Source organism: Acidimicrobiales bacterium (assembly GCA_035540975.1).
In the GTDB taxonomy this organism is placed as follows: domain Bacteria; phylum Actinomycetota; class Acidimicrobiia; order Acidimicrobiales.
The window spans coordinates 18,955-41,236 of sequence record DATLFN010000039.1 but is presented as its reverse complement, the minus strand read 5'-3'; the positions used below and the strand labels follow the sequence as shown (position 1 = coordinate 41,236).

General features: G+C 73.4%; 17 protein-coding genes. 5 read left to right on the top strand and 12 right to left on the bottom strand.

Features of this window, described 5'->3' with window-relative positions; translation table 11 throughout:
- Positions 1–37: 37 nt before the first annotated feature.
- Positions 38–1,561, bottom strand: coding sequence for a 2Fe-2S iron-sulfur cluster-binding protein (locus tag VM242_05060; GenBank protein ID HVM04521.1), 1,524 nt, complete (start codon positions 1,559–1,561; stop codon positions 38–40).
- A gap of 22 nt (positions 1,562–1,583) precedes the next feature.
- Between VM242_05060 and VM242_05055 the strand changes: the two genes are divergently transcribed.
- Positions 1,584–2,453, top strand: coding sequence for a hypothetical protein (locus VM242_05055; protein HVM04520.1), 870 nt, complete (start codon positions 1,584–1,586; stop codon positions 2,451–2,453).
- 52 nt (positions 2,454–2,505) lie between these two features.
- Here VM242_05055 and erpA read toward each other — a convergent pair whose 3' ends face one another.
- A complete protein-coding gene (gene erpA / locus VM242_05050) occupies positions 2,506–2,859 on the bottom strand; it encodes an iron-sulfur cluster insertion protein ErpA (GenBank protein ID HVM04519.1) in 354 nt (117 codons plus the stop codon).
- A gap of 33 nt (positions 2,860–2,892) precedes the next feature.
- Positions 2,893–3,543: a helix-turn-helix domain-containing protein gene (locus VM242_05045; GenBank protein HVM04518.1), complete on the bottom strand. Its 651-nt coding sequence runs from the start codon at positions 3,541–3,543 to the stop codon at positions 2,893–2,895.
- A gap of 41 nt (positions 3,544–3,584) precedes the next feature.
- Between VM242_05045 and VM242_05040 the strand changes: the two genes are divergently transcribed.
- Positions 3,585–4,760, top strand: coding sequence for an Mrp/NBP35 family ATP-binding protein (locus VM242_05040; GenBank protein ID HVM04517.1), 1,176 nt, complete (start codon positions 3,585–3,587; stop codon positions 4,758–4,760).
- 109 nt (positions 4,761–4,869) lie between these two features.
- Here VM242_05040 and VM242_05035 read toward each other — a convergent pair whose 3' ends face one another.
- The 6 genes from VM242_05035 to VM242_05010 all read right to left on the bottom strand — a co-directional run bounded on the left by VM242_05035 (position 4,870) and on the right by VM242_05010 (position 13,630).
- Positions 4,870–7,716 carry an FtsX-like permease family protein gene (locus VM242_05035; protein HVM04516.1) on the bottom strand — a complete coding sequence of 949 codons (2,847 nt, stop codon included), beginning with the start codon at positions 7,714–7,716 and terminating at the stop codon, positions 4,870–4,872.
- The gene (locus VM242_05030) at positions 7,716–8,453 is read right to left on the bottom strand and encodes an ABC transporter ATP-binding protein (GenBank protein HVM04515.1); all 738 of its coding nucleotides are present in this window, start codon (positions 8,451–8,453) and stop codon (positions 7,716–7,718) included. The genes VM242_05035 and VM242_05030 overlap by 1 nt, the downstream gene beginning before the upstream one ends.
- A gap of 104 nt (positions 8,454–8,557) precedes the next feature.
- Positions 8,558–10,285, bottom strand: coding sequence for an ATP-binding protein (locus VM242_05025; protein ID HVM04514.1), 1,728 nt, complete (start codon positions 10,283–10,285; stop codon positions 8,558–8,560).
- A gap of 104 nt (positions 10,286–10,389) precedes the next feature.
- Positions 10,390–10,785 carry an FxsA family protein gene (locus tag VM242_05020; protein ID HVM04513.1) on the bottom strand — a complete coding sequence of 132 codons (396 nt, stop codon included), beginning with the start codon at positions 10,783–10,785 and terminating at the stop codon, positions 10,390–10,392.
- Between the two features lie 86 nt (positions 10,786–10,871).
- On the bottom strand, positions 10,872–11,417 hold the full coding sequence (locus VM242_05015; protein HVM04512.1) for a hypothetical protein: 546 nt from the start codon (positions 11,415–11,417) through the stop codon (positions 10,872–10,874).
- Positions 11,414–13,630 carry a hypothetical protein gene (locus VM242_05010; GenBank protein HVM04511.1) on the bottom strand — a complete coding sequence of 739 codons (2,217 nt, stop codon included), beginning with the start codon at positions 13,628–13,630 and terminating at the stop codon, positions 11,414–11,416. The genes VM242_05015 and VM242_05010 overlap by 4 nt, the downstream gene beginning before the upstream one ends.
- A 206-nt stretch (positions 13,631–13,836) precedes the next feature.
- Between VM242_05010 and VM242_05005 the strand changes: the two genes are divergently transcribed.
- Positions 13,837–14,514: a class I SAM-dependent methyltransferase gene (locus VM242_05005; GenBank protein ID HVM04510.1), complete on the top strand. Its 678-nt coding sequence runs from the start codon at positions 13,837–13,839 to the stop codon at positions 14,512–14,514.
- On the opposite strand, the gene VM242_05000 is transcribed toward VM242_05005, so the two are convergent.
- Positions 14,504–15,346, bottom strand: coding sequence for a glycosyltransferase family A protein (locus VM242_05000; GenBank protein HVM04509.1), 843 nt, complete (start codon positions 15,344–15,346; stop codon positions 14,504–14,506). The genes VM242_05005 and VM242_05000 overlap by 11 nt on opposite strands.
- A 405-nt stretch (positions 15,347–15,751) precedes the next feature.
- On the opposite strand from VM242_05000, the gene VM242_04995 reads away from it, so the two are divergent.
- Complete coding sequence (locus VM242_04995) at positions 15,752–19,315, top strand: hypothetical protein (protein HVM04508.1); 3,564 nt, start codon at positions 15,752–15,754, stop codon at positions 19,313–19,315.
- Here the strand turns inward: VM242_04995 and VM242_04990 are convergent.
- Together VM242_04990 and VM242_04985 are read right to left on the bottom strand one after the other, a co-directional pair.
- The gene (locus VM242_04990) at positions 19,279–20,361 is read right to left on the bottom strand and encodes a glycosyltransferase family 4 protein (GenBank protein HVM04507.1); all 1,083 of its coding nucleotides are present in this window, start codon (positions 20,359–20,361) and stop codon (positions 19,279–19,281) included. The genes VM242_04995 and VM242_04990 overlap by 37 nt on opposite strands.
- On the bottom strand, positions 20,358–21,026 hold the full coding sequence (locus VM242_04985) for a class I SAM-dependent methyltransferase (protein HVM04506.1): 669 nt from the start codon (positions 21,024–21,026) through the stop codon (positions 20,358–20,360). Before VM242_04985 ends, VM242_04990 begins: the two co-directional genes overlap by 4 nt.
- Positions 21,027–21,233: 207 nt before the next feature.
- On the opposite strand from VM242_04985, the gene VM242_04980 reads away from it, so the two are divergent.
- On the top strand, positions 21,234–22,253 hold the full coding sequence (locus tag VM242_04980; GenBank protein HVM04505.1) for a glycosyltransferase family 2 protein: 1,020 nt from the start codon (positions 21,234–21,236) through the stop codon (positions 22,251–22,253).
- Positions 22,254–22,282 lie beyond the last annotated feature (29 nt).

The following is a 22,282-nucleotide window of genomic DNA, read 5'->3' as shown; positions in this document are numbered from 1 at the left end:
ACCCTTGCCCGCCGGGGCGCCGACGGCAAGGAGGCGTTCACCGCCGGGTGGGCCACTCGGGCGGGTAGCCGTCGGCCCTCCAGGCGGCGGCGGCCACCGCCGCGAACACGGCGTCGGACACCGCCACCGGCGGGCCGCCCGACGCGATGACCTCCACCTCCACCCCCGGCATGTCCCGCGCCCGCAGGATCCCGAACGAGCGGATGGTGAGGTCCCGGGGCACGCCGGCGGGGTCCACGGCGATGCCCTCGGTGCGCACCCACCCCAGCGCCATGTGGGCGGCGCCCACGCAGTACGAGCGGAGGACGACCTCGTCCAGCGGGTCGCCGCACTCCACCCGGACCCGGATGCCGCCGCCGTCGGCGACCTCGGCCTCGGCCCGCCCCCCCGAGGGCGCCGTCACGGCGGCGTCGCCGCGCACGGCGGCCGCCAGCACGGCCGCCTCCGCCCATCCGGCGGCCCGCACGGCGGCCGACGTGGGCGGGCCGGCGACGTCGACCTCCTCCACCACCAGGCCGGGCGCCACCGCAGCCACGGCCTCGGCCACCCCGGGCGTGCGCGCCACCCGCACGACGCCCGACCCGTCGGGGCGCACACCGGCGGCCACCGGCGGCCGCTTGGGGCCGAGGCGCACCACGTCCTCCCGGGAGAGGAGCACCCGCACGGGCCGGCCGTGCTGGTCGGCCAGCCGCCGGGCCGCGCCCGGGGCCAGGGACGCCACCTTGCCGCCGAACGCCCCGCCGTTGGCCAGGGGCGACGCCGGCTCCCCACCCGGCTCGCACCACGAGGCGTCCGGCTCCAGGTAGGCGGGCTCCACCCACGTCGTCCGCAGCGTCACCGCCCAGTCGCCGGGGGGGCACTCGAGCGGGTGGGACAGCGCCAGGGTGCTGCGCCGCCCCTGCACCTTGCCGGCCCGGGCCCGGGCCTCGGCGAGCGTCTCGCCCACCGCCCACCCGCCGCGGCCGTCGGGCACCGCCACCAGGGCGTCCGGCGGCGACGTGTCGTCGGCGAACCCGCCCCGGCCGAGGGCGACGTGGGGACCGACGTCCTGGGCGGCGCCCCCCTCCAGAGCGGCCCGCCGGCGGGCCGCGTCGAGGTCCCTCGCCGGTGCCGGCGCAGCCCCCGGCCGGGTGGCGGCGGCGAAGGCCTCCTTCACCCCCAGCCACCCGGTGCAGCGGCACAGGTGGGCCAGGAGGGCGGTGTCGACGTCACCACCGCCCGACGCCTTCAGCGCCGCCAGGCGCACGACGATGCCCGGCGTGCAGAAGCCGCACTGGCTGCCGCCGGCGGCGGTGAAGGCGTCCGCCCACGCCCGCCGCTCGGCCTCCGGGAAGCCGTCGAGGGTGGTCACCGTGCGCCCCGCCACCCGCCGGGCCGGCGTCACGCACGCCACCCGGGCCTGCCCGTCGACCAGCACGGTGCAGCACCCGCACTGGCCCTGGGGCGCGCAACCGTCCTTGGGGCTGCGGAGGCCGAGGCGGTCACGCAGGACCTCCAGCAGCGAGGCGCCGTCGTCCTCCACCGCCACCTCGCGGCCGTCGACCCGGAACCTGAGCGACATCGGCCCACGATAGGTTGCCCCCATGCCGCCCCTCAGCCGTCGTGAGTTCCTCCTCGCCGGCGCCGGCCTGGCCGGCCTCGCCGCCCTGGGCGCCTGCGGCGACGACGGGAACGACAACGCCGCGACCACCGGCTCCACGCGCTCCACCGAGCCGGCGGGCAGGGCCACGTTCAGCCTCGTCGTGTCGACGTTCACCCACGTCTCCGGCATCGACGAGCGCCTGACCGTCGCCCTGCTCACGGCCGAGCGGACCGGGCCGGTGGCCATCGACGGGCCCGTCGAGCTCGCCATCGACGGCGAGCCGGTCGAGTCGACCGTGCACACCGACGGCACCCCGCTCCCCTACCTCCTCGTCCGCCACCGCTTCGAGAAGCCGGGCCCGGTCGAGGTGGCGGCGACCTACAAGGGCGAGACGAGCGAGGCGGGCGTGACGGTGTCCGACCCCGCCGAGGTCGAGGTGCCCTTCCCGGGCACGGCGATGATCTCGACGCCCTCGCCCACGCCGGCGAACACCCTCGGCGTGGACCCGATCTGCACGGCCGACCCGCCCTGCCCGCTGCACGACGTGAGCCTGGACGCCGCCCTCGGCGAGCGGCGCCCCCTCGCCGTGCTGTTCTCCACCCCCGCCCTGTGCAAGTCACGGTTCTGCGGGCCGGTGCTGGACACCGTGCTGGCCCAGCGCGAGGCGTTCGCCGACCGGGTCCGCTTCCTCCACGTGGAGATCTACAGCGACCGCACCGGCAAGACGCTGGCACCCACGGTCAAGGCGTACAACCTGGCGGCCGAGCCGGTGCTGTTCCTGGCCGGGGCCGACGGCATCGTCCGCGACCGGCTGGACAACGCCTTCGACCGGGTCGAGACCAGGGCCGCCCTCGAGCGACTGGTGGCGTGACGCGCAACGGCCCGGGCGGGCGCCCGGGCCGGCGGCGACGTCGAGCGGGCGGCTAGGAGAAGGACTGGCCGCAGCCGCAGGAGCGCTGGGCGTTGGGGTTGTTGATGCTGAAGCCGGCGCCCTGGAGCCCGTCCTTGTAGTCCAGCGACGCGCCCCGCAGCAGCTGGGCGCTCTCGGCGTCCACCACCACGCTGACCGGGCCGTTGGAGGAGCGCAGGTCGTCGTGGGCGAACTCGCTGTCGAAGAACATCTCGTAGGAGTAGCCCGAGCAGCCACCGGGACGCACCGCGATGCGCAGCGCCAGGTCGGGGTTGCCCTCCATGGCCAGCAGCTCGGCCACCTTCTTGGCCGCGTTGTCGGTGATGGTGACGAGGCCGGTACCGGTGCCAGTTTCCGTGGTGCTCACCAAATGCTCCTTGTTCGGGATACGGGGACGATTCTACCGGGTTGCCAGCTCAACTTGGCAGGGATCGCGGTCGGCGAGCGTCGCGAACCGCTCGACGGTGGCACCGCCGAGCACCTCGACCATGCCTTCCACCACCCCCCGGTGGAGGTGGCAGACCAGCTCGGGGAAGGCCTCGGCCAGGCTGCGGAACGGGCAGTGGGTGAAGGCGATGGTGGTGACGGCGCCGTCGGTCTGCTCGACGGGATCGAACCCGAGGTCGGTGAGCTCGCCGCGCACCGACGCCAGGCACCCCCCGTCGCCGGCGCGCACGGCGCCCGCGTGGCGCCCGTGCTCCCGGCCCACCGAGGCCACCGCCTCGGAGTCGGGCTCGAAGGCGGCCGCCACGTTGGCCAGCAGGCCGGCCATGAGGGGAAAGGTGGGTGGCTCCAGGCCGAGCGACGGCGCGTCGGACGCCAGCGAGTAGCGGTGCTGGGGCCGGCCCACCGTGCCGCGGGAGTCCACCTCGACGTCGAGGAGGCCCACTTCCCGCATGCGCTCGAGGTGGGGCCGTACCGTGTTGGGGTGCAGCCCCAGCGCCTCGGCGACGTCGGAGGTCGACCGGGGGACGCTCGCGCGCGCCAGCTCCAGGTAGATGGCGTAGCGCGTGTTGTCGCCGAGCGCCTTGAACAGCTGGAGCCGGTCCACGCCTGGAATATACCAGGCCCGTTCCTTGTAAACTCGACCTGATGCCCGCACCCTCCGTACCCGCGCCCACCGAGGACGCCGTGCGGGGTGCGCTGGCGGGCGTGATCGACCCCGAGCTGGGCGACAACGTGGTCGACCTCGGCATGGTGCGGCGCATCGAGATCGCGCCGGACGGCGGGGTCGACGTCACGGTGGCGCTCACCACCGCCGGCTGCCCGCTGCGGGCCCAGCTGATGAAGGACGTGAAGCTGCGGGTGGGCGGGCTCCCCGGCGTCTCCGACGTCCGGGTCCACTTCGGCGAGATGACCGAGGAGCAGAAGAAGAGCCTGATGGCCCGCGCCCGGTGGAAGGCGCGGGAGAACCCCCCGAGGACCGACATCCCGCCGACCACGCGCATCGCGGCCGTGGCGTCGGGCAAGGGCGGCGTGGGGAAGTCGTCGATCACCGCCAACCTGGCCGTGCAGCTCGCGCTCCGGGGCCTCACCGTGGGCGTGCTGGACGCCGACATCGGCGGGTTCTCGATCCCCCGCATGCTGGGCGTGGAGGGGCAGCTGGGCGCCGAGGGCCGCAAGATCGTCCCCCTGGAGAAGCCGGTGGGCGACGGGCGCCTCAAGGTCGTGTCCATGGGCTCGGTCGGCAACGCCGCCGAGGACCAGGCGATCATGTGGCGGGGGTTCATGCTCAACCGGGCCGTCCAGCAGTTCCTGGAGGACGTCCGCTGGGGCGACCTGGACTACCTGCTGATCGACATGCCGCCCGGCACCAGCGACGTCCAGATGGGGCTCGCACGCATGCTGCCCCACACCGAGGTGCTGATCGTCACCACGCCGGCGCTGGCCGCCCAGAAGGTCGCCGCCCGGGCCGCCGACATGGCCCGCAAGGGGTACCTGCGGGTGGCGGGCGTCATCGAGAACATGAGCGCCTTCCGATGCGAGCACGGGCAGAGCTACGCCCTGTTCGGGTCGGGCGGCGGCGAGCGCCTGGCCGCCGAGATCGGCGTCCCGCTGCTCGCCACCATCCCGCTGGACCCGTCGGTCGCCGAGGGCGGCGACACCGGCCGGCCCGCCTCACTCGCCGCGCACGGCCCGGTGGTGGAGGCGTTCGCCGCGCTGGCCGAGCGCATCGTCACCGATGCCCTGCCGCCGGTGGAGATGACGTCGTGCACCGCCCGCCTCTTCGAGAGCGTCGAGGCGGCCCTCGGCCCGGCGCCCGCCTGAGCGCCGACGACCGAAACGAGCGGCCCGGCGATCCGGCGGCAGGTTCGGGCGCATTGGCGCCCCTTCCTGCCGCCGGAGCAGGCGGGCCCGGCCCTGAGCGCCGACGGGCTCAGTCGGCCAGGCGCAGGGCGACGGCCGGGCGAATCCGCGACGCCTGCTGCGCCGGGGCGATGGTGGCCACCACCGAGGCGGCGGCGGTGAGGACGACGAGGAGAGCCAGCTGGAGCCACGGGACGGTGAAGCTGAGACCCTCCCCGAACGCCCCGTTGGTGAGCAGGCGCCACGACGACACCACGGCGAGGAGGACGCCCAGGACGATGCCCTCCAGGGCCACGAACATCGACTCGGCGACGAAGGCCCGCCGCACGGCGCCCGACGGGAAGCCCAGGGCCCGCAGCACCCCGACCTGCCGGCGCCGCTCCCACACCGCCCGCACCATCACCACGCCGAGGCCGGCGATGCCGACCACCAGGCCGAGTGCCAGGTACCCCTGCATCAGCCGGAAGAACTGCGACTGCTGCGAGAGGCCGTCACCCACCTCCTTGCGGAACGACACCGCGTCGGCGCCGTTGGCCACGAACGTGGCGTTGACCTCCTCGGCCACCGCCTGCGGGTCGAACCCGGGCTCGGCGTCCACGTAGAGCAGCGTGGGGGCAGCGAGCGGGCCGGCCAGCTCGGCCAGGGCGTCGGCCGACATGAGCGCCGGCGTGAAGGCGAAGCCCGACTTGGCCACGGCGCCGACCTCGAGCGTGCGGCTGCGGCCCGAGGAGGGGTCCCGCACGGTGAGCGTCGCCCCGATCTCGAACGCCTCCTCGGGCGGGCCGCCGCCGTCCTGGAGGAAGAACTCGTCGACGATGACGAGGCCGGGGTCGGCGAGCACGGCCCGGTAGGCGTCGGCGTCGGTGGCGGCACCGGGCGGCCTCTCGTCGAGCACGGGCGGGCCCAGGGCCACGAAGTCCTCGGTGAAGCCGGCCACCGGCCAGGCCATCGGGTCGGGGTCGTCTCGGGGTGCGAACTCCGCCACGGCCGTCGTGAGCGTCGCCACGCCCGCCACGCCGGGGACGGCGGCCACCTGCTCGGGCGACACCGGGGAGGCGGCGTTGGACTGGACCTTGAGGTCGAACCGGCCGGCCACGTCGGCCGTGAAGTCGTCGATCTGCGAGGAGAAGACCCGGCTGAACAGCGTGATGGACGTGAGGGTGAAGACCACCAGGGCGTACATGGTGAGGATCATCCCGGTGCGGAACCGCCGGGCCAGCGGGTAGGCGAGGCCGATGCGCAGGGCCATGCTCGACCCGCCGGCGATCCGCCGCACGAGGGCGCCCAGCACGTCCTGGTTCTGCGAGACCAGGGCCACGGCGGCGCCGGTGAGGATCACGCCGTCCACCACGAACAGCCAGATCTCGGGGTTCTCGAACGCCTCGCTGGCGACGTCGAAGCAGGCGACGGCCCACACCAGGACCAGGCCCGAGGTGACGGAGACCAAGGGGCGGCGGGGGACGAAGCGGCGCAGGAGGGGCACGATGCCGAGGGCCGCCAGCGCCGGACCGGCCAGCACGCCGAAGGCGTCCTGGTTCGACAGGCCCGAAAACGTGAGCGCACCGCCGGCCACCAGGGCGACGACCGCCGGGACGAGCACGATGGCCCGCTGGCGCCCGCCGATGGGCTCGGGCAGGTCGCGGATGGCCCGGATGACGTTGAGCCGGGCGATGGAGAACGAGGTCAGCACCACTGTGGCCAGCGAGATGAAGAAGCCCGTCACGAAGCCGCTCTGGATGCTGGCGAAGGTCGCCGTGTACCGCAGCTCCAGCGAGAAGTCGCCGCCGTCGGCGAAGATCCCCGCCGCCACCAGGACGATGAGCCGCCCCACCCCGAGGCCCACGATGGTGCCGGCGGCCGCCGACGCCAGCGCGTAGAGCCACCCCTCCATGGAGAACGACGCCACCATGGCGGACCGCCGCAGCCCGACGGCCCGCAGCATCCCGAGCTCGCCCCGACGCTCCTGGGCGAGCATCACGAAGATGTTGACGACCAGCAGGATGCCGGCCAGGACGCTGAAGAACCCGATGGCGGTGAACAGCTCGGTGAACTGGGCGCCCGCCTCGTCGGCGGCCTCCAGCAGGTCGTCCTTCACGGGGTCGACCGACACCGGGAGCCCCTCGAAGGCGTCGTGCAACCGCGCCTCGACGGCCGCCGTGTGCGCCGCGCCGTCCTCCACGCCGCCGGCGTTGGAGACGAGGACCAGGGGGACGGGCGGGGCTGCTCCGGGGGGCGGATCGGCCGCCATCGAGGCGATGGTGCCGGGGGCGACGAACAGGTTGGGCGACTCGCTGCCGAAACCCACCTTGAACCCGGCCAGGCCCAGCCGGGGGAGGACCCGCTCGACGGTGAAGGAGCGGGTGCGCCCGTAGGCGAGCACCTCGACGGCGTCGCCCCGCTCCACCTCCAGGGTGCGGGCGAGGTCCCGGCCGATGGCCACCCGGTCGCCCGACGGGGTGGCGCCCTCGATGCCGGTGGCGCCGGCGTCGCCCCCGAAGGCCCGCCCGGCGTCGAAGTCCAGCTCCACCACCCGGGCGCGGGGCTCGGCCCGGGGGTCGGCGCCCGGCCGCACCGCCGCCGCCTGGAGGGTGAGCACGGGGACGACGCCGTCGATCGGCGCTCCGTCCAGCCCCTCGACCGCCGCCCGGGCCCGGTCGGCCGTCGCCTGGTCGGGCGCCTGGACGACCTCGTCGACGGGGCCCAGCTGGGTGAACGCCGACCGCCGGATGGACGCCTCCAGCGTCTCGCCGACCACGAACGACCCGGTGATGATGGCCGTCCCGAGGAGGGACCCGACGAGCACGAGGATGGTCTCCCGGGGCCGGCGCACGGCGTTGCGCATGGCCAGCCGGCGCCACACCGGGCGGGCGACCATCGCCACCAGGAACGGCAGCGAGATCAGGGCGACGGCGGGCATCAGGGCCGCCCGTCGCGGCGCTCGTCGTCCACGATGACCCCGTCGCGCACGACGATGCGCCGCTGGGCCGACGACCCGATGGCGGCGTCGTGGGTCACCAGGATCAGGGTGAGCCCCCCGGCGTGGAGCTCCCGGAGCAGGTCGAGGACCGACGCGGCGGTCTCCGAGTCCAGGTTGCCGGTGGGCTCGTCGGCCCACACCACCAGCGGCCGGCCGGCCAGGGCGCGGGCGACGGCCACCCGCTGCTGCTCGCCGCCCGACAGCTCGCCGGGGCGGTGGCCGAGGCGGTGCCCGAGGCCGATCCGCTCCAGCGTCTCCACCGCCGCCCGGCGGGCGGCCCGGGCGCCCGTCCCGGCCAGGAGGAGCGGCAGCTCGACGTTCTCGGCGGCCGTGAAGACCGGGATCAGGTTGAAGGCCTGGAAGACGAACCCCATGCTCGACGCGCGGTGGCGGGTGCGGTCGGCGTCGCTCATCCCGTGGATGCTGCGCCCGCCGAGCACGACGGTGCCCTCGTCGATGTCGTCCAGGCCGGAGAGGCAGTTCAGCAGGGTGGTCTTCCCCGAGCCCGACGGGCCCATGACGGCGAGGAACTCACCGGAGGTCACGGAGAGGTCCACGCCCTTCAGGGCGGCCACCTCGTCGGCTCCCGTGCGGTACGTCTTCACCACGCCGGTGGCCACCAGGAGGGGGTCACCCGGCGCCACGGGCTCGGGTCGCGCGTCGGTCCGGGTTCTCACCCGTCGAAGGCTAGGGCCGCTAACCCACCAACCCACCGCTCACCCGCGAGCGACCGGGCGGGGGCCGACCCCGGCCCGGCTGGGGGGCAACCCGGGTGCGACGTCTACAGGGTGACGGGCTCGTCCCCGCGGCGGCGGCGGGGCACGGGGAGGGTGAACCGGAACGAGGCCCCGCCCGAGGGCGCCGTCTCGTACCAGATCCGCCCGCCCATGGCTTCGACCAGGCTGCGCACGAGCGAAAGCCCGAGCCCCGTCCCCCGGGAACGGTCGCGGTTCTCGCGCCCGAGGGTCCGCACCCGGCTGAACAGCGTGGGCACCAGCCCCGCCGGCACGCCGGGGCCGGCGTCGGTCACCGACAGCTCCAGCATGCCGTCGGCCACCGACTCGACGGTCACCTGCACGGGCGCCGAGCCGTGCTGGAGGGCGTTGTCGACCAGGTTGGCCACCACCTGCTCGAGCCGCCGGGCGTCGGCCACCACCGGGATCCCGGGCGGCACCTGGACGGCGACCCCTTCGGGGTGCCCGAGCCTGGCCAGAGCCGTCTCCACCAGGGGACCGAGCTCCACCGGGCTGGGGCTGAGCCGGAAGGTGTTGGACTCCAGTCGGCTGATGTCGGACAGGTCGTCGGCCAGCCGCGACACCCGCTCCGCCTGCCCGCGGATGGACGACCCCAGGCGGCGGACGCGCTCGGCGGTCACGTCGTCGCCCGCCGACTCCAGCGACGAGGCCAGGGAGAGGATCGTGCCCATGGGGCCCCGCAGGTCGCTGGTGACCAGGGACATGAACTCGTTCTTCTCGCTCTCGACGTCGTGGGCGGCGGTGACGTCGCTCACCACGCACTGGTAACCGACCAGCTCGCCGTCGTCAACCCGGGGGGTCACCCGCCGGTCGAGGATGCGGCGGACGCCGTCGGGGCGCACGATCGTGATCTCCGATCGCACCGGCGCGTCGGTGGCCGACTCGGGCAGGGCGGCGGCCGACGGCGGCTCCGCCGCCATCACCGACGACAGCTCGGCCCCCTCCAGCTGCTCGGGCGGGACGCCGAGGATCACGGCCAGCGACGGGTTGGCGTACTTCAGGCGGCCCTCGAGGTCGACCTCGTAGATGCCGTCGGACGAGTGCTCGACGACGTGCTCGTACCGGGCCCGGGCCTCCTGCTGGCGCTTGATGACCGCCGCCCAGTACCCCTGGGCCAGGGCGTCGGTGAGCCGGTCCATGGCCGGCAGGACCCGGGTCAGGAGCAGGGAGAGGGCGAGCCCCCAGTGGCCACCCCGCTCCTCGGCCAGCTCGACCGCCGTCTGCACGACGAGGTCGCGGGAGATGCGCAGCACCACCAGCAGCTGGGGCAGCGGCGACCCGTCCCAGGCGGCGGCGGCGCCGACGTCCTGGAGGTCGTCGACGAGGGCCTCGTCCACCTCGGCGCCCTGCCCGGTGACGGCCAGGATGGCCTCGAACCGGCCCTTGGCCTGCTCCACGAACCGGGCCTGCTGGCGCAGCGACCAGCCCTGGGCCTCGGGGAACACGGCACCGAAGATGTCGAACGCCCGCCGGGCCATCTCCTCGGAGCGGCCGTCGAGGGCGGCGAGGAGGGCCTCGGGGTCGGCGCTGTCGGGCTCGGTGACGACGAGGTTGCCGGCGCCGTTCTCGGCGTTGCGGGCCAGGAACGCCTTGACGTCGACCAGCGCCAGCAGCGGCCCGTCCGGGCCCTCGTCGGTGGCCTCGAGGAACTGCGCGTCGAGGAGCCCCCGCACGATGTCCGTGGGGACGTTCAGGTAGGCCGCCGCCTCGGGCAGCGTGACAAGTGGACGGTTTCCGGTGTTTCGCTCGGACATGCAGGTGCCCTCACAGTTCGACGGCGCGGGCTCCTTCCCTGCCCGCGAGCCTCGCGCGGCGCGGGCGCGGCGTCATGCCACCGGTGGGCCGGGCCCGATCCCGATCAGAAGTGGCGGCCGGGACCGAACGTCCGGATGTCGGCCCGCCGGCGGAGATAGCGGGTGGCCGACGCCCGCACGGCGGCGCGGACGGGGGGCAGGAGGAGGAGGATAGCGACCAGGTCGGTGACGAACCCCGGCGTCAGCAGGAGGGCGCCGGCGAAGAGGATCAGCGCCCCGTCGACCAGCTCGCGGCCCGGCACGGCGCCCCGGGCGACCCGCTCCTGCACCCGGCGCACGACGCCCAGCCCCTCCCGCTTCACCAGCCAGGCGCCGACCACGCTGACCAGGACCAGCGCGGCGACCGTGTTCAAAGCACCGATGGCCTGGCCCACCTGGAGGATCACGAACAGCTCCACGAAGGGGACCACCAGGAACAGCGCGAACAGCACCGGGGCCACGACGCGATGCTACGCCGGTGCCGCTCCGTTGGCGGCCAGCGGCGACACCGAGCGAAATCCCCCCACGAGGGGCGTGGGAGCTTGCTTCACTCGCAGTCCCCGTCCGTCCGGGCACCCGCGACGTCGGTCGATGTCGGTCGGGCACGCGTGGGCGTTCGGAGGTCGGAGCCGGGGGCCAAGGCGAGGCCACAACCCATGAAGGCGAGGGCGTAGCCGGTCAGGGCCAGGTCCTCTGCCAAGGCCGGGAGGCCCACCGCTGTCGCCGTCGCAGCCGCCCCGACTGTACCGACGCCGGCGACGAGCAGCCACGTCCAGGGCATCTTGGACGACCACGCCACCGCCACCCAGAGCACCATCGCCACAGGCACGAGTGACCATGCCACCGTCGCAGCGACCGACGTCACCAGTGCGGTGATCAGGAGAGTCACAAAACAGCGGCCGAGCAGCCACGGGGCCCAGGTCGACGCGAAGGCCACTATGGCCGCCAGCCAGAACGCCGCGGTGCCGACCAGCCAGACGGGCGACGAACGCCCGGCGACAGAAGAGGCGACCCCGGCGGCGGCCAGGACCAGCGATACCGAGAGGCGACCGGACGAGACGGACGGGGCGTGCTCGTCGGTTGCTGCGCTCACGGCGTGGCTTCCTCACGGTCGCGGCGCCGAGTCGGATGTGGCCCGGCGACGCGGTCGCGCCCGAGCATGCGGGGCGAGCCGATGGCCGCCATCGCCAGGGCCAGCACGGCAGCCGCCGTGGAGGCCACGACGGTGAGGCGGGCGACCTGCGATGGGCGGTGTTCCACGACGAGGCGCAGATCGCCCGGCGCGGCGCGCACGTGCCAGCCGTTGGCGTAGCCGTCGACCTCCACGTGGGACGCCGACGCGCCGCGCGGGAGTCCCCGGAGCCGCCAACCGGCGTCGAACGTCTCGGCTAGCACGAGCGTGAACGGACGCCCGTCGGCGCGAACGTCGACGACATAACGCGCCGGGCCGTGGCGCGCCCAGGACGTTGCCGCGGCACGGTCCGGAACCCCAGATCCGTCCCGGATCTGCACGGTCTCGGCGCCCACGCCGGCGACCTCATACACGTCGGCGACGCCGAACGAGCCCCCGAGCCGCACCTGCTCCATCCTGGACAGCGCCTCCGCGAGCGCGTCGGGGTCGGCCGTGGGACGTCGCACCCCACGAGGCTCGACGTCGCGGCGGACGACGACGTGGCTCACCCCGAGGGCGCGCAGCAACGGGAGAACGGCCTCCGTACGGCGCTCGAGAAGCGCCCGCTCCACGTCCTGGACCACGCCGAGGAACCCCGCGTCGGGACGGAAGTAGCTCTCCGGCAGGGGCTGGATCGTGGTTCGGCGGACGAGCAATCCTGGTATGGCGTCGACGCCGTAGTACCCCCACGTGGTCTGCCGCTGGTAGTAGTCCGCCAGGGGGAGGACCAATGCCTTGCCCCGTGCCGGTGACGCGTCGAGGAAGGAGGCGGCCTCCCGCCAACCATCCGGGATGGCGACGTGACTCGAACGGGCGGCTCCGCCCCCGTTCGGGACGGCGCCTCCCGTCCAGAGCGGATGCGGAAAGGCGACGAGCGCCACGGCGGCCACCACGGCGACCGCCGCGCCGGCCGTGCGGGCACGACCTCGCAGCGGGCGCAACCTTGCGATCAGGCCCGCGGCTGCGACGGCGACAAGGGCCGCGTACACGAGCACGAGCGGCGCGCCGGCCTTCGTCGATGGTTCGCGAAGCAGCCACATCGCAGGAAGATGGTCGTAGGCCCACAGGTTCAGCTCCGACAGCGGTGGGTGCAGGCCCTTTGCCACCACGACGATGCCGAGGACCATGGAGAGCAGGACCACCGACGCCCGCCGCACCACCCCGCTCGCGACGAGCGGCGCGGCAAAGACGGCGATCACCGGCACGTACCGCAGCCATGCCCACGGCGGGCGGTCGAGGACCGCTGCGTACGGCGTGTACTCAGGGTGGTCCCATGCCCATCCGGCGTTCAGGGTGAGGACGTTCCCGATGCTCGAGCGAGCATGCGTCCACGCCCACGCCCGCACGTCGGTCACAGTGCCGACCTCGGAGGCCCCGCCGCCGACGAAGGTCAAGATCGCAGGGGCGAGCCACCAGGCATTGAGGGCGACCGCCCATGGCAGCGCGGAGAGGAACAGCCGTACGACCCGGCCGGTCCCGCCCGGACCTCCCAACGCCGTTCCCAGGACGGCGAGGGCGACCAACCAGGCGACAGCCACGGCGAACAGCGGTGGGTTGCTCAGCACGTAGGAGAAGCCGACCGTGACGGCCGCGAACCCGGCGGCGCTCACGCGGCCGCCCTGGGCGGCCTTGACGACGAGCGAGCCCGAGATCCCCATGAGGCCGAGGGCGGCGAGGGCCAAGGGGTTGGGGACCTGCGTGAGGACGAACGCGTTGAGGACGGAAAACACGGCCGCCAACGCCACGGCGGGCGAGGTCGAGGTGAACCGGCGGGTGAACAGGGCGGCGCCGAAGGCGACCAGGCCGAGCAGCAGCGCGTAGAGCAGGCGCTGTGCGACCACCTCGCTCCCACCGAGCGCCGTCACGACGCGAATCAGCAGCACCTCCGGCGCGCGGACGACGTCGAACGACGTGGAGCCCGCACCCGTCGTAGCGTGGTTCCACGCCCACCCGAGCTCGTTCGCCAGCGGTACACGCACGAACGGGGGGATGTCGCCGCCGGCGATGAACCGTCCGGGCCGGAACCACGTCTGGCTGACCACCACGGCGACCAGGACCGGCACGGCGACGGACGCCGCCGATGCCAGCTCGCTGGCGCGGTAGGGCGCCGGTCCGGCGTCGACGAGCGCTTCCACCGGTTGGGTGCGGGCATCCGTGCGCGCCGCCGGCGCCCGCGCCGTCACCGGGCCGGGCGCCGCCGTCGGGCGGCTACCATCGGCGGCCGTCCTGCACCCTGCCCGCGAGAGGTGGCCCCTTGGCCCACCAGCGCCCGGTCACCGCCGCCCCGTCGAGTCGGCAGGCTTCCCTGGAGCGGTACGCCGCCACACACTCGCAGTTCGAGGTGACGAGCCGGATCCCCCAACTGCTCGGCCGGGCCGTTGCCCTGTCACGGCACCTCGATGGCGCCGTGATCGACCTCGGCTGCGGCGAGGGAGGCACCCTCGCCGCGTTCTTCACAGTCGAGCGGGACCAGCGGGACCAGCGGGACGAACGGGCGCCGCTGGGGCTGGAGCTCTCGAGCACCCGGGCCGCCATCGCCCGCCGGAGGGGCTTCGCGGTGGTGCTGGGCAACGCGATGCGCCTGCCACTTCGGCCCGGCTCGGTGGCCCTTGCGATCTCCCGCCACGTCATCGAGCACGTAGACAACGACCTCGGCGCGGCCGTGGAGATCGCGCGAACCATGGTGTCGGGCGGCGTTCTCTACCTGGAGACCCCGCTGCGTCTGCCGTGGGCGTGGTACCCGTACCGCAACCAGTCCGGATCATGGGTGCTCGACCCTACCCACGTCCGCGAGTACGTCAGCGCCGGCCAGCTGACGGCCGTCCTCGAAGCGGCCGGCCTGGAGTGCAGGGCGGTGGAGGTCGGACCCATCCGCTTCCCGATCGGCCAGCTCGCCCTGCGGGTCCCGGGGGCGAGCCGGGCTCTGGGCCGCCTCGCGCCGCGCGTCCGCGACCTGGCGTCGCCGGCACTGGCCGTCCCCCGCTACCGGGAGATCCGCGTCCTGGCCGTCAAGCGGTAGTCGCAGGACCAGCGGGACCGGGGTCCTCGGGTCCGGGGCCGGCGCCTCTCTCAACCGGGCCGCGCCGGGCCTCCGTCATCCCGACGACCAACCCGCCCAGCTCGACGGCCTTTAGCCCGAGCAGGCCGAACGACGTCGCCGGCCGGCGGACGAAGCGCCCCGGTCGGCGGAGCAGCGCCGTCCTCGCCGCCTTATGCGCTCCGACGCGACCGTGCCGAGCCAGATATGGCACCACCGTGCGGCCGTAGTAGCGCTTCTTGCGGAAGGTCTCGGCCAGGCGCAATCGGCCCTCGTCGTGGCGGACGACGGCCCGGATCCGCCCGATCTCCCATCCAGCGGCGCGCAGTCGGTCGGGGAGGTCCCAGTCCTCGGGCCCCGTCAGCGTCGTGTCGTACCCACCTGCGTGGTCAAAGGCCTCACGGCGGAACGCCCGCGCCGCCTCCACGCGGGGGTCTCCCAGGTACAGCTCCTTTTCCAGGATCTTGCACCGCGCCCAAAAGCCGCTCCCGAACGAAACCTCGGGGAGGACCAGCGCGCCGGCACGGGGGGAACGCTCGAACTCGACGGCGACCTCGGCGGCGATTTCCGGGTCAAGCACCATGTCGCTGTCGATGAAGACCACGTAGCGGCCCGACGAGGCAGCCGCACCGAGGTTCCGCTGCGCGCTGCGTTCGGGCCCCGCCGTGATCACGGTGTCGGCGACGCTCTCGGCCGCCTCTCTCGTCCCGTCGTCCGAGGAGTTGTCCACGACGATGATCTCGACCTCCTCCGTCTGCGCCCGGATGCTCGCGAGGCAGGCCTCGATGGTCCGTATCGAGGTCCGGGTGGGCACGACGACGGAGACCCCGATCGCGGTCAGCGCCGCCTCCCGTGCCGTCCGTCCCGGGCGGCGTGCCGAGGGGTCATCGCGTGAAAGGCTAACCTCCGCGAGTGACCGAGCCGGACGAATGCGTCGTACCGCCCCTGCGCCACCCCGTTCCGTCCAGCGACCATCCCTTCAACCGCCTCCGGTAAGGACATCCTCCTCGCCATGAGCCGAGGCAGTACCGCCTCGACCCTCCGCAGCCGGCGATCGCCCGCACGCGTCCGCGCCCGGCGCCGGTTGAGGCACCGGCGCCTCAACGGCTCGATCCTCGTTCCGACCGGGCACACCCCGCGGCTGCGGTCGTCGACACCGCCCGAGGTGCCGCCGGCTAGGACCGGGCGACGCCGGGTGCTCGCGTACTGCATACCGTCTTTGCTCACGCTGGGCGTCGTCGCGTCGTGGTTCGAGCCTGGGCACTTCTGGGCAACGGGGGACATGCCGCCGTTCGAGCGGCGGTCCTCGATCGCCGAGGCGTTCTCGATATGGGGCCATCAACTCAGCTCCGCCGGCGGGCCGTCCTACGACGTCGCGCGCCTGCCGGAGCTCGCGATGCTCGCTCTAGGCGACGCCCTGGGCCTCGGCCCCGAGGCGGCCCAGCGGCTCTTCGTCTCGATGGTCGCCGCCTCCGGAGTGGCGTGCGTCGTCTACTTCGCCTTCGCCTTCTCCTCTGCGCCCGTCGTCGCCGCCGCCGCCGGGCTCCTGTCTTTCTTTAACGTGTTCGTCCTCCAGCGGCTTCCGAACGTCCTGAGCCTGTGGGCGGTGCTGGTCATGGCGTTGCTGGGCGGCGTGCTGTTCCGGGAGGCAAGGGCCGCCGACCAGCCACCCCCGGGGGAACGGGTCTCGCGACCGTTCCTCCTCGGCGTGTGCTCGATCACGGCGTCCTACCTGGCGCTGAACCCGCCGCTCCTGGCCTCCGCCATGCTGTGGGTCCTCCTGTGCGTCGCCGCCTCAGGCCTCCTGTGGGGCCGCGCCGCCCTGCACCGAGCGGGCCGCCTCGTCGTCCGGGCCACGCCGTGGGTGGCCGTGCTCAACCTGTGGTGGCTCCTGCCGTTCTCGGTGACGTTGCTCGCGAGTCGCTCCTCGATCGCGGCAGAGACCTCGGTCGCCGGCTGGAGCTGGACGCACGCGAGGAACAGCCTTTCCAACGTAGCCACGCTGAGCGGGACGTGGGCGTGGGATCTCCCCGATCTCTTTCCCTACGCCGAACGTCTGGACCGGCTGCCGTGGGGCGCGCTCCGGTTCGCGCTCCCCGTTCTCGCCGCTTCGGCCCTCGTCCTCGCTCCACGGACCAGGCGGCAGGCAACCAGCCTCATCGTGCTCGCCCTGCCGCTCGTCTTCGTCGGCAAGGGGCTCCATCCGCCGATCGGCGGGCTCAACGCCTTCCTGTACGACCGAGTTCCGGCGATGTACCTGTTCCGGGAGCCGCTCGGGAAGGTCGGCCCGATGTTGCTCCTCATCTTCGTGGCGCTCTGCGCGCTCGCCCTGCACGGCGCGTGGACGGGCGACCGCCAGCGACCCGTCGGGCGTGTTCTCGCTTTCGGGATGGTCGGGGCGGCGCTCGCCTACCCGGCGCCGCTGTGGACGGGCGAGGTCGTCACCGCGGCACGGGGACCGTTCCCCTCCAGTCTCGTCTCGGTTCCCGAGGACTGGAAGGACATCGCCCGCCATCTCGATGGCTCGCCACGGAGGGGCAAGGTGCTCGTGCTCCCGCTTGACGACTTCTACATGATGCCGACGACGTGGGGCTACTACGGAGCGGACGTGATCCCGCGGTATCTCCTCGGGCGGCCTGCCGTGCAGCCCCTCTCCGAGTCCTACTTCGGCGACCCGGCGGCGTTCGGCGAACTCGTCGCCCGCACCGAGCAGGCCCTGCTCGCCGGTGACGTCGGCGAGGTGCCGCGTCTGCTGGACGCCCTCGGCGTGGGGGACGTCCTCGTGCGCAAGGACATCGACCGGCGCTTCCCGGGCCGCTCCCTGCTGGACCCCGAGCTGCTCGACCGTGGACTCGAACGCGTAGCGGACCTCGACCTGACTCTGTCCAGCACCGTGGCCGACGTCTGGTCGCGGAGCGGCGGCGAGGGGACGTTCCATCTGGCCGCAACAGCGGTCGGGTCTGCGGACGACGACGTGAGCGCGCTGATCGGTGCTTCGCCGCCCGGCACGGTGACCCGTGCGGCGGCCGCCGCACCCCGTCGCGGAGGCGTGCTCGAAGCCCCTGACCGGACGATGGGATTCAGCTCGCACGGCGGCCCCCATGTGGTCGACCGTCGCCTCGTGAGCGGCCAGTCGATCGAGGTTCGAACGGTGGGCGAACCGCCCACAGGCCTCGAGCTGCACGATGCGGCGCCGGTGAGGATCGATGGCGTCCCCGTGCTTGCGGTCCCCTCTAAGCTGCTGAACCTCCCCGCCGGCGACCACTGGGCGGTGACCGCTGGCGGGCGGGTTCTCCGTTTCGACGGCGGGCGAGCCCATGCGATCGTCCGCCCGAATGACACCGTCTCCGTCTTCGACACGGCGGCGACCGCCGTCTCGACGGGGCGCTTCTCCGATGTCGGGGACTGCCACGCGAGCGACGGTCGCGGCATGGAGGCGGTCGGCATCCGTGGCGAGGTGCTGGCCGGCGATCTTCCGGCGATCCGGCTTCAAGCGCGCGAGCACGCGGCGTGCTCGGTGCTGGAGGTGCCGCCGCCCCCTACCGGGGAGACGTCGGTGTACCGGGTGCGGCTCGAGTACCGCACCGAGTCCGGACGTCCGGCGAGAGTGTGCCTCTACCGCACCCGGACGGGACGCTGCGAGCCCGTCGCTGCGCTCGGCGCATCTGAGGAGTGGACTGCGTTCGACGAGGTGGTCGTAGCTGACCCCGCCGAGGGGCGCCTCGAGATCTTCGTCTACGCCGACGGTGACGCCGTGGGCGGTATGACCACCGTCACCGAGTACCGCGGCGTGGTCGCCACGGCCCACCCGGCGCGCGACACATGGACGATCCCGCCGACGAAGCCGCGACGCGTCGACCTGCCGCCGGGCCACCACGTCGTCCGAGTCGCCGGAGGCACCCCGACCGCACCGCTCACACCCGGCCCTGTCGGCGACTGCAACGCCGCCGACGAGCGATCGCTCGCCGAAGTCGGCATCGAGGCGTCGTCGATCGACGAGCGACCCCCCGCCGTGCGACTACGCGCGCGTGAGCACATCGGCTGCATCGCGCTCCCCGTCGGCGGTGCCGCGCCGGAGGCGCGCACGCGCGTGTCGCTGGACTACCGGACGGTGGCGGGGCACCGGGCGCGGATCTGCCTCTACCAGGTCGGACCGGACCGGTGTGCGGCCTTTCCCGCGCTCGAGGGCGGCGACCAGTGGCAGTCGTTGGACCACGTCTTTCTCCCCGAGCCCGGCACGAGGTCGCTACAGTTGCTCCTGTACGCCGACGGCGGTGCCGCCGAGCCGACGACGGTGGAGTACCGCGACGTGCAGGTCGGGACGACCACGCCCTTCGACGTGGTCGTCGTTCCCGCCCAGACCACCGGCGGCGCGGAGGGGCCGTTGACGTGGAGGCGGGACGGCCCGGCCGCCTACACCGTCGAGGTCCCCGCGTCACCTTCACCTAGAACGGTCGTCCTCACCGAGTCGTACGCCCCGGCCTGGACCGCCCGCACCGACCCGCCGCTCGAGGCCGAGCACTTCCGGGCCAACGGGTACGCCAACGCCTGGCAGCTCGCACCGGGGCCGCAGGTCACCCTAACGGTCGCCTACGCGCCGAACCGCCTGCTCGAGCCGGCGCTCGCCCTGTCGGCCGCCGCGGCCCTGGTGGGAGGTCGGTTGGCGATCGGCCGGGCCGTGCGACGCCTGCGAGTGGGCGCCCGCAGCCTCCCCTCGTGCGCGGCACGCACCCTGCCGTACCTCCGTCACCGGCGACGGGAGCCCCGCGCCCGCTCGAGGTGATCCAGCACCTCGGTGGCCACCTCGCTCCAAGGAGCGACGCCTCCGGGGCGGACGGTCGGTCCAGATCCCGCGCCCCACCGGGGAAGAACGTCGGCCACCGCCCGGGCGAGGGCCTCGATGCCGGGCCGGACGATCACACCTCCCGAGGCGCTGAGCGAGTCGCGCAATCCGGGAACGTCGTAGCCGATCGACGGAGTCCCCACCGCGGCAGCCTCTGTCACGACGAGGCCCCAACCCTCACGCACGGACGTGACGAGGAGTGCATGCGCCCGCGCCATGAGGTCCAGCTTCTCCGCGTCGCCGATCCGCCCGTGGAAGGTGACCTCGTCGCCGGCGAACCTCCGGCGCAGCGACGCCTCCATCGGTCCTGTGCCGACGATCCACATCCGCCCGGCATCCATGTTCCGGCGCGCCTCGCAGAACGCCCGCAACGCGTGGTCGGGCCGCTTGTTGGGGGCTAGGCGCCCGACGAACACCGCCGTGGGAAGCCGCTCCTTCGTGGGCTCGGGGACGACCGCCGCCAGCTCGAGCCCAACCGGTACGACGGAGACGTCCCTCAGCCCGTACTCCTCAAGCGAGCGTCGGCTGGACTCGGAGATGGTGAGCGTGGGTACCTCGGCGTACCGACGCAGCCATCTCGGCTCGAGCCAGTGCCGGCCGACGACGGCGGCGGCCCGTGGGACCTCGTACGACCAGACCTCGCGCGCGACCTGGAAGGCGAGCGTCAAGACGGGCGTGGCGCCGACGAAGTCCGGCGTGAGGAACGGCCGCGTGTTGACGACGTCCACAACGACGTCGAACACCTCGTGGTCTTCGCTCGCGAAGTAGCGGTGGGCCTCGCGGTACACGCCGAGGCGACCGCCTCGGCGGACATGCCGCACCCCCTCGAGGCGCTCGTCCGCCGCCTGACCGGGCGCTCGGGCACAGAAGAGCGTCACATCGTGGCCCCACTCCGCCCAGTGCCGAGCAATCGTCTCGACGTAGACCTCGGCTCCCCCCGCCGCAGGATGCGCGAGGTCCTTCCAGTTGTAGACGAGGATCCTCACCGCTCGGGTGGACCGACCACCACCGCCGCCGCGGGGCGGGCGACGGCGAAAATCTGGGACAGCAGCAGCTCGCCTGCGCTCGGCACGACGCGTGAGACGCTCCGCCCCGCCCGGTGCAACCCGAACCGGTCCATGGCGACGGGCCGGTAGCCGGCGTCGACGAGAAGGCGCCGGAAGCTCTTCGAGGTGAAGAAGCGCAGGTGCGTGTCGTCGAGGATCCCCTCCTCGCGGTAGCGCCAGTCCCCACGGACGACGAGGCTCCAGAGCACCGAGACGTGGCGCACGTTCGGCACCGAGAGGAGCAGCGTTCCCTCGGGCGAGAGCCACTCGCCAGCGCGGCGAAGGAGGCTCCCCGGGTCGGCCAGATGCTCGAGGACGTCGGCGAGCACGATGAGGTCGTAGCGGGTCCGGTCCCACGTCCACGCATCGACGGGGCAGCAATCGACCGCGTCGTACCGTTTGGCGGCGGTTCGTGCCGCGCTCGCCACGGGCTCGACCCCATGGAGCCTGGTCGCCCCGAGCCCCCGGAGGTGCGGAGCGTCCGCACCTCCAGCGCACCCAACGTTGAGCGCCGGTCCCGTGACGCGAACGCCAGCCCGCCGGGCGAAGTCGTAGAGCTCGGACCGGTCGAGGCCATAATACCCGACCTCCTTGGGATCCGTCACCCGCTCACTCCTCTGCCGTCGTTCCCATGGTGGCCGTGCGGCGGACGGGAACGTTCCTCGTGCTGGTGCATTGGGATCTCAGGGGCGTTCCCCGGAGCGGCGCTACTCTCCCTGCCAACGAGCCCTCCATGGGGACCGATGCGGATTCTGCCAGGGCGCCCTGCTCGTTCGCTCGACTTTCCCGATGCCGTCGACCTCGAAGAGGAGATGGAGGACGCAGCGTTCGTGAGCATGTCGGCCGTGGTCGTCAACTACAACGGGGGGTCGGATCTCATTCGCTGCCTCGAGTCGCTCGAACGGCAGCCGGGGCTCCACGAGATCATCGTTGTAGACAACGACTCCCAGGACGGGTCCCTTGAGCTCGCACGGCAGGGCCACCCCTCGGTGCGCTTCATCGCTCGGGGATCTAACGACGGATATGGCACCGCGGCCAACGAGGGGGCCCTCGATGCGACGGCGGACGCCCTGCTCTTCCTGAACCCCGACGTGGTGCTCGACGACGGCTGCGTGGAGGCCCTGACCGCAGCGCTCGTCGAGCGGCCGGGCGTGGTCGGGCCACTCCTTCGCCTCGACGAGTCCGATCGCGAGTTCGGTGCGACCGTGGACATCCTCGGGATGCCGCGCGGCCTCCAGGAGCCGGGCAGTCCCCTGTACGTGCACGGGTGCGCGCTGGCGACGACGACCTCGGTCTTCACACGCGTCGGTGGCTTCGACCCCCGGTACTTCTTGTTCATGGAGGACGCCGAACTCTGCTGGCGGGCCCTGATCGCCGGCTACGAGGTCTCGATCTGCGCGGCGGGGACGGGATGGCACCGGGGCGGCGGTTCCATCCCCGGCGGCTACATAAGGGGCGACGTCGTCACGACGACGGAGACACGCGTGGTCCTGCGAGAGCGCAACGGGCTCACGATGTTCCTCGCGTGCGCGCCCACGGGGTGGCTCCCCGCCCTCGTCGCGCTTCACGTGCTCAAGACGCTCGGCGTGGCCGCGGCAGCCGCGGTGCTGCTTCGGCGCCCGCGGCTGGCGCGCCGGCTCGTCAAGGGCATCTGGTGGAACGTCCGCAACGTTCCCGCCAGCCTCGAACGCCGGCGCGCGGTCGACCGGGACCGTGGCGCCAGGCGACGGGCCTTCCGGAGGATCGCCCGACGGTCGAACGCTCTCACCGTGCTACGTCGCTACGGGCTTCCCCGGTTCGTGGAGACGCCGCCACAGCTGGAGGAGCGCTGACGTGCCCAAGATCGCCACGGAGGAGCTTC

What these genes read in the sequence shown, in the direction of transcription:
- VM242_05060 (HVM04521.1), bottom strand. Translation starts at nt 1,561, where the DNA reads ATGTCGCTCAGGTTCCGGGTCGACGGCCGCGAGGTGGCGGTGGAGGAC.
- VM242_05055 (HVM04520.1), top strand. Translation starts at nt 1,584, where the DNA reads ATGCCGCCCCTCAGCCGTCGTGAGTTCCTCCTCGCCGGCGCCGGCCTG.
- VM242_05040 (HVM04517.1), top strand. Translation starts at nt 3,585, where the DNA reads ATGCCCGCACCCTCCGTACCCGCGCCCACCGAGGACGCCGTGCGGGGT.
- VM242_05035 (HVM04516.1), bottom strand. Translation starts at nt 7,716, where the DNA reads ATGCCCGCCGTCGCCCTGATCTCGCTGCCGTTCCTGGTGGCGATGGTC.
- VM242_05025 (HVM04514.1), bottom strand. Translation starts at nt 10,285, where the DNA reads ATGTCCGAGCGAAACACCGGAAACCGTCCACTTGTCACGCTGCCCGAG.
- VM242_04980 (HVM04505.1), top strand. Translation starts at nt 21,234, where the DNA reads ATGGAGGACGCAGCGTTCGTGAGCATGTCGGCCGTGGTCGTCAACTAC.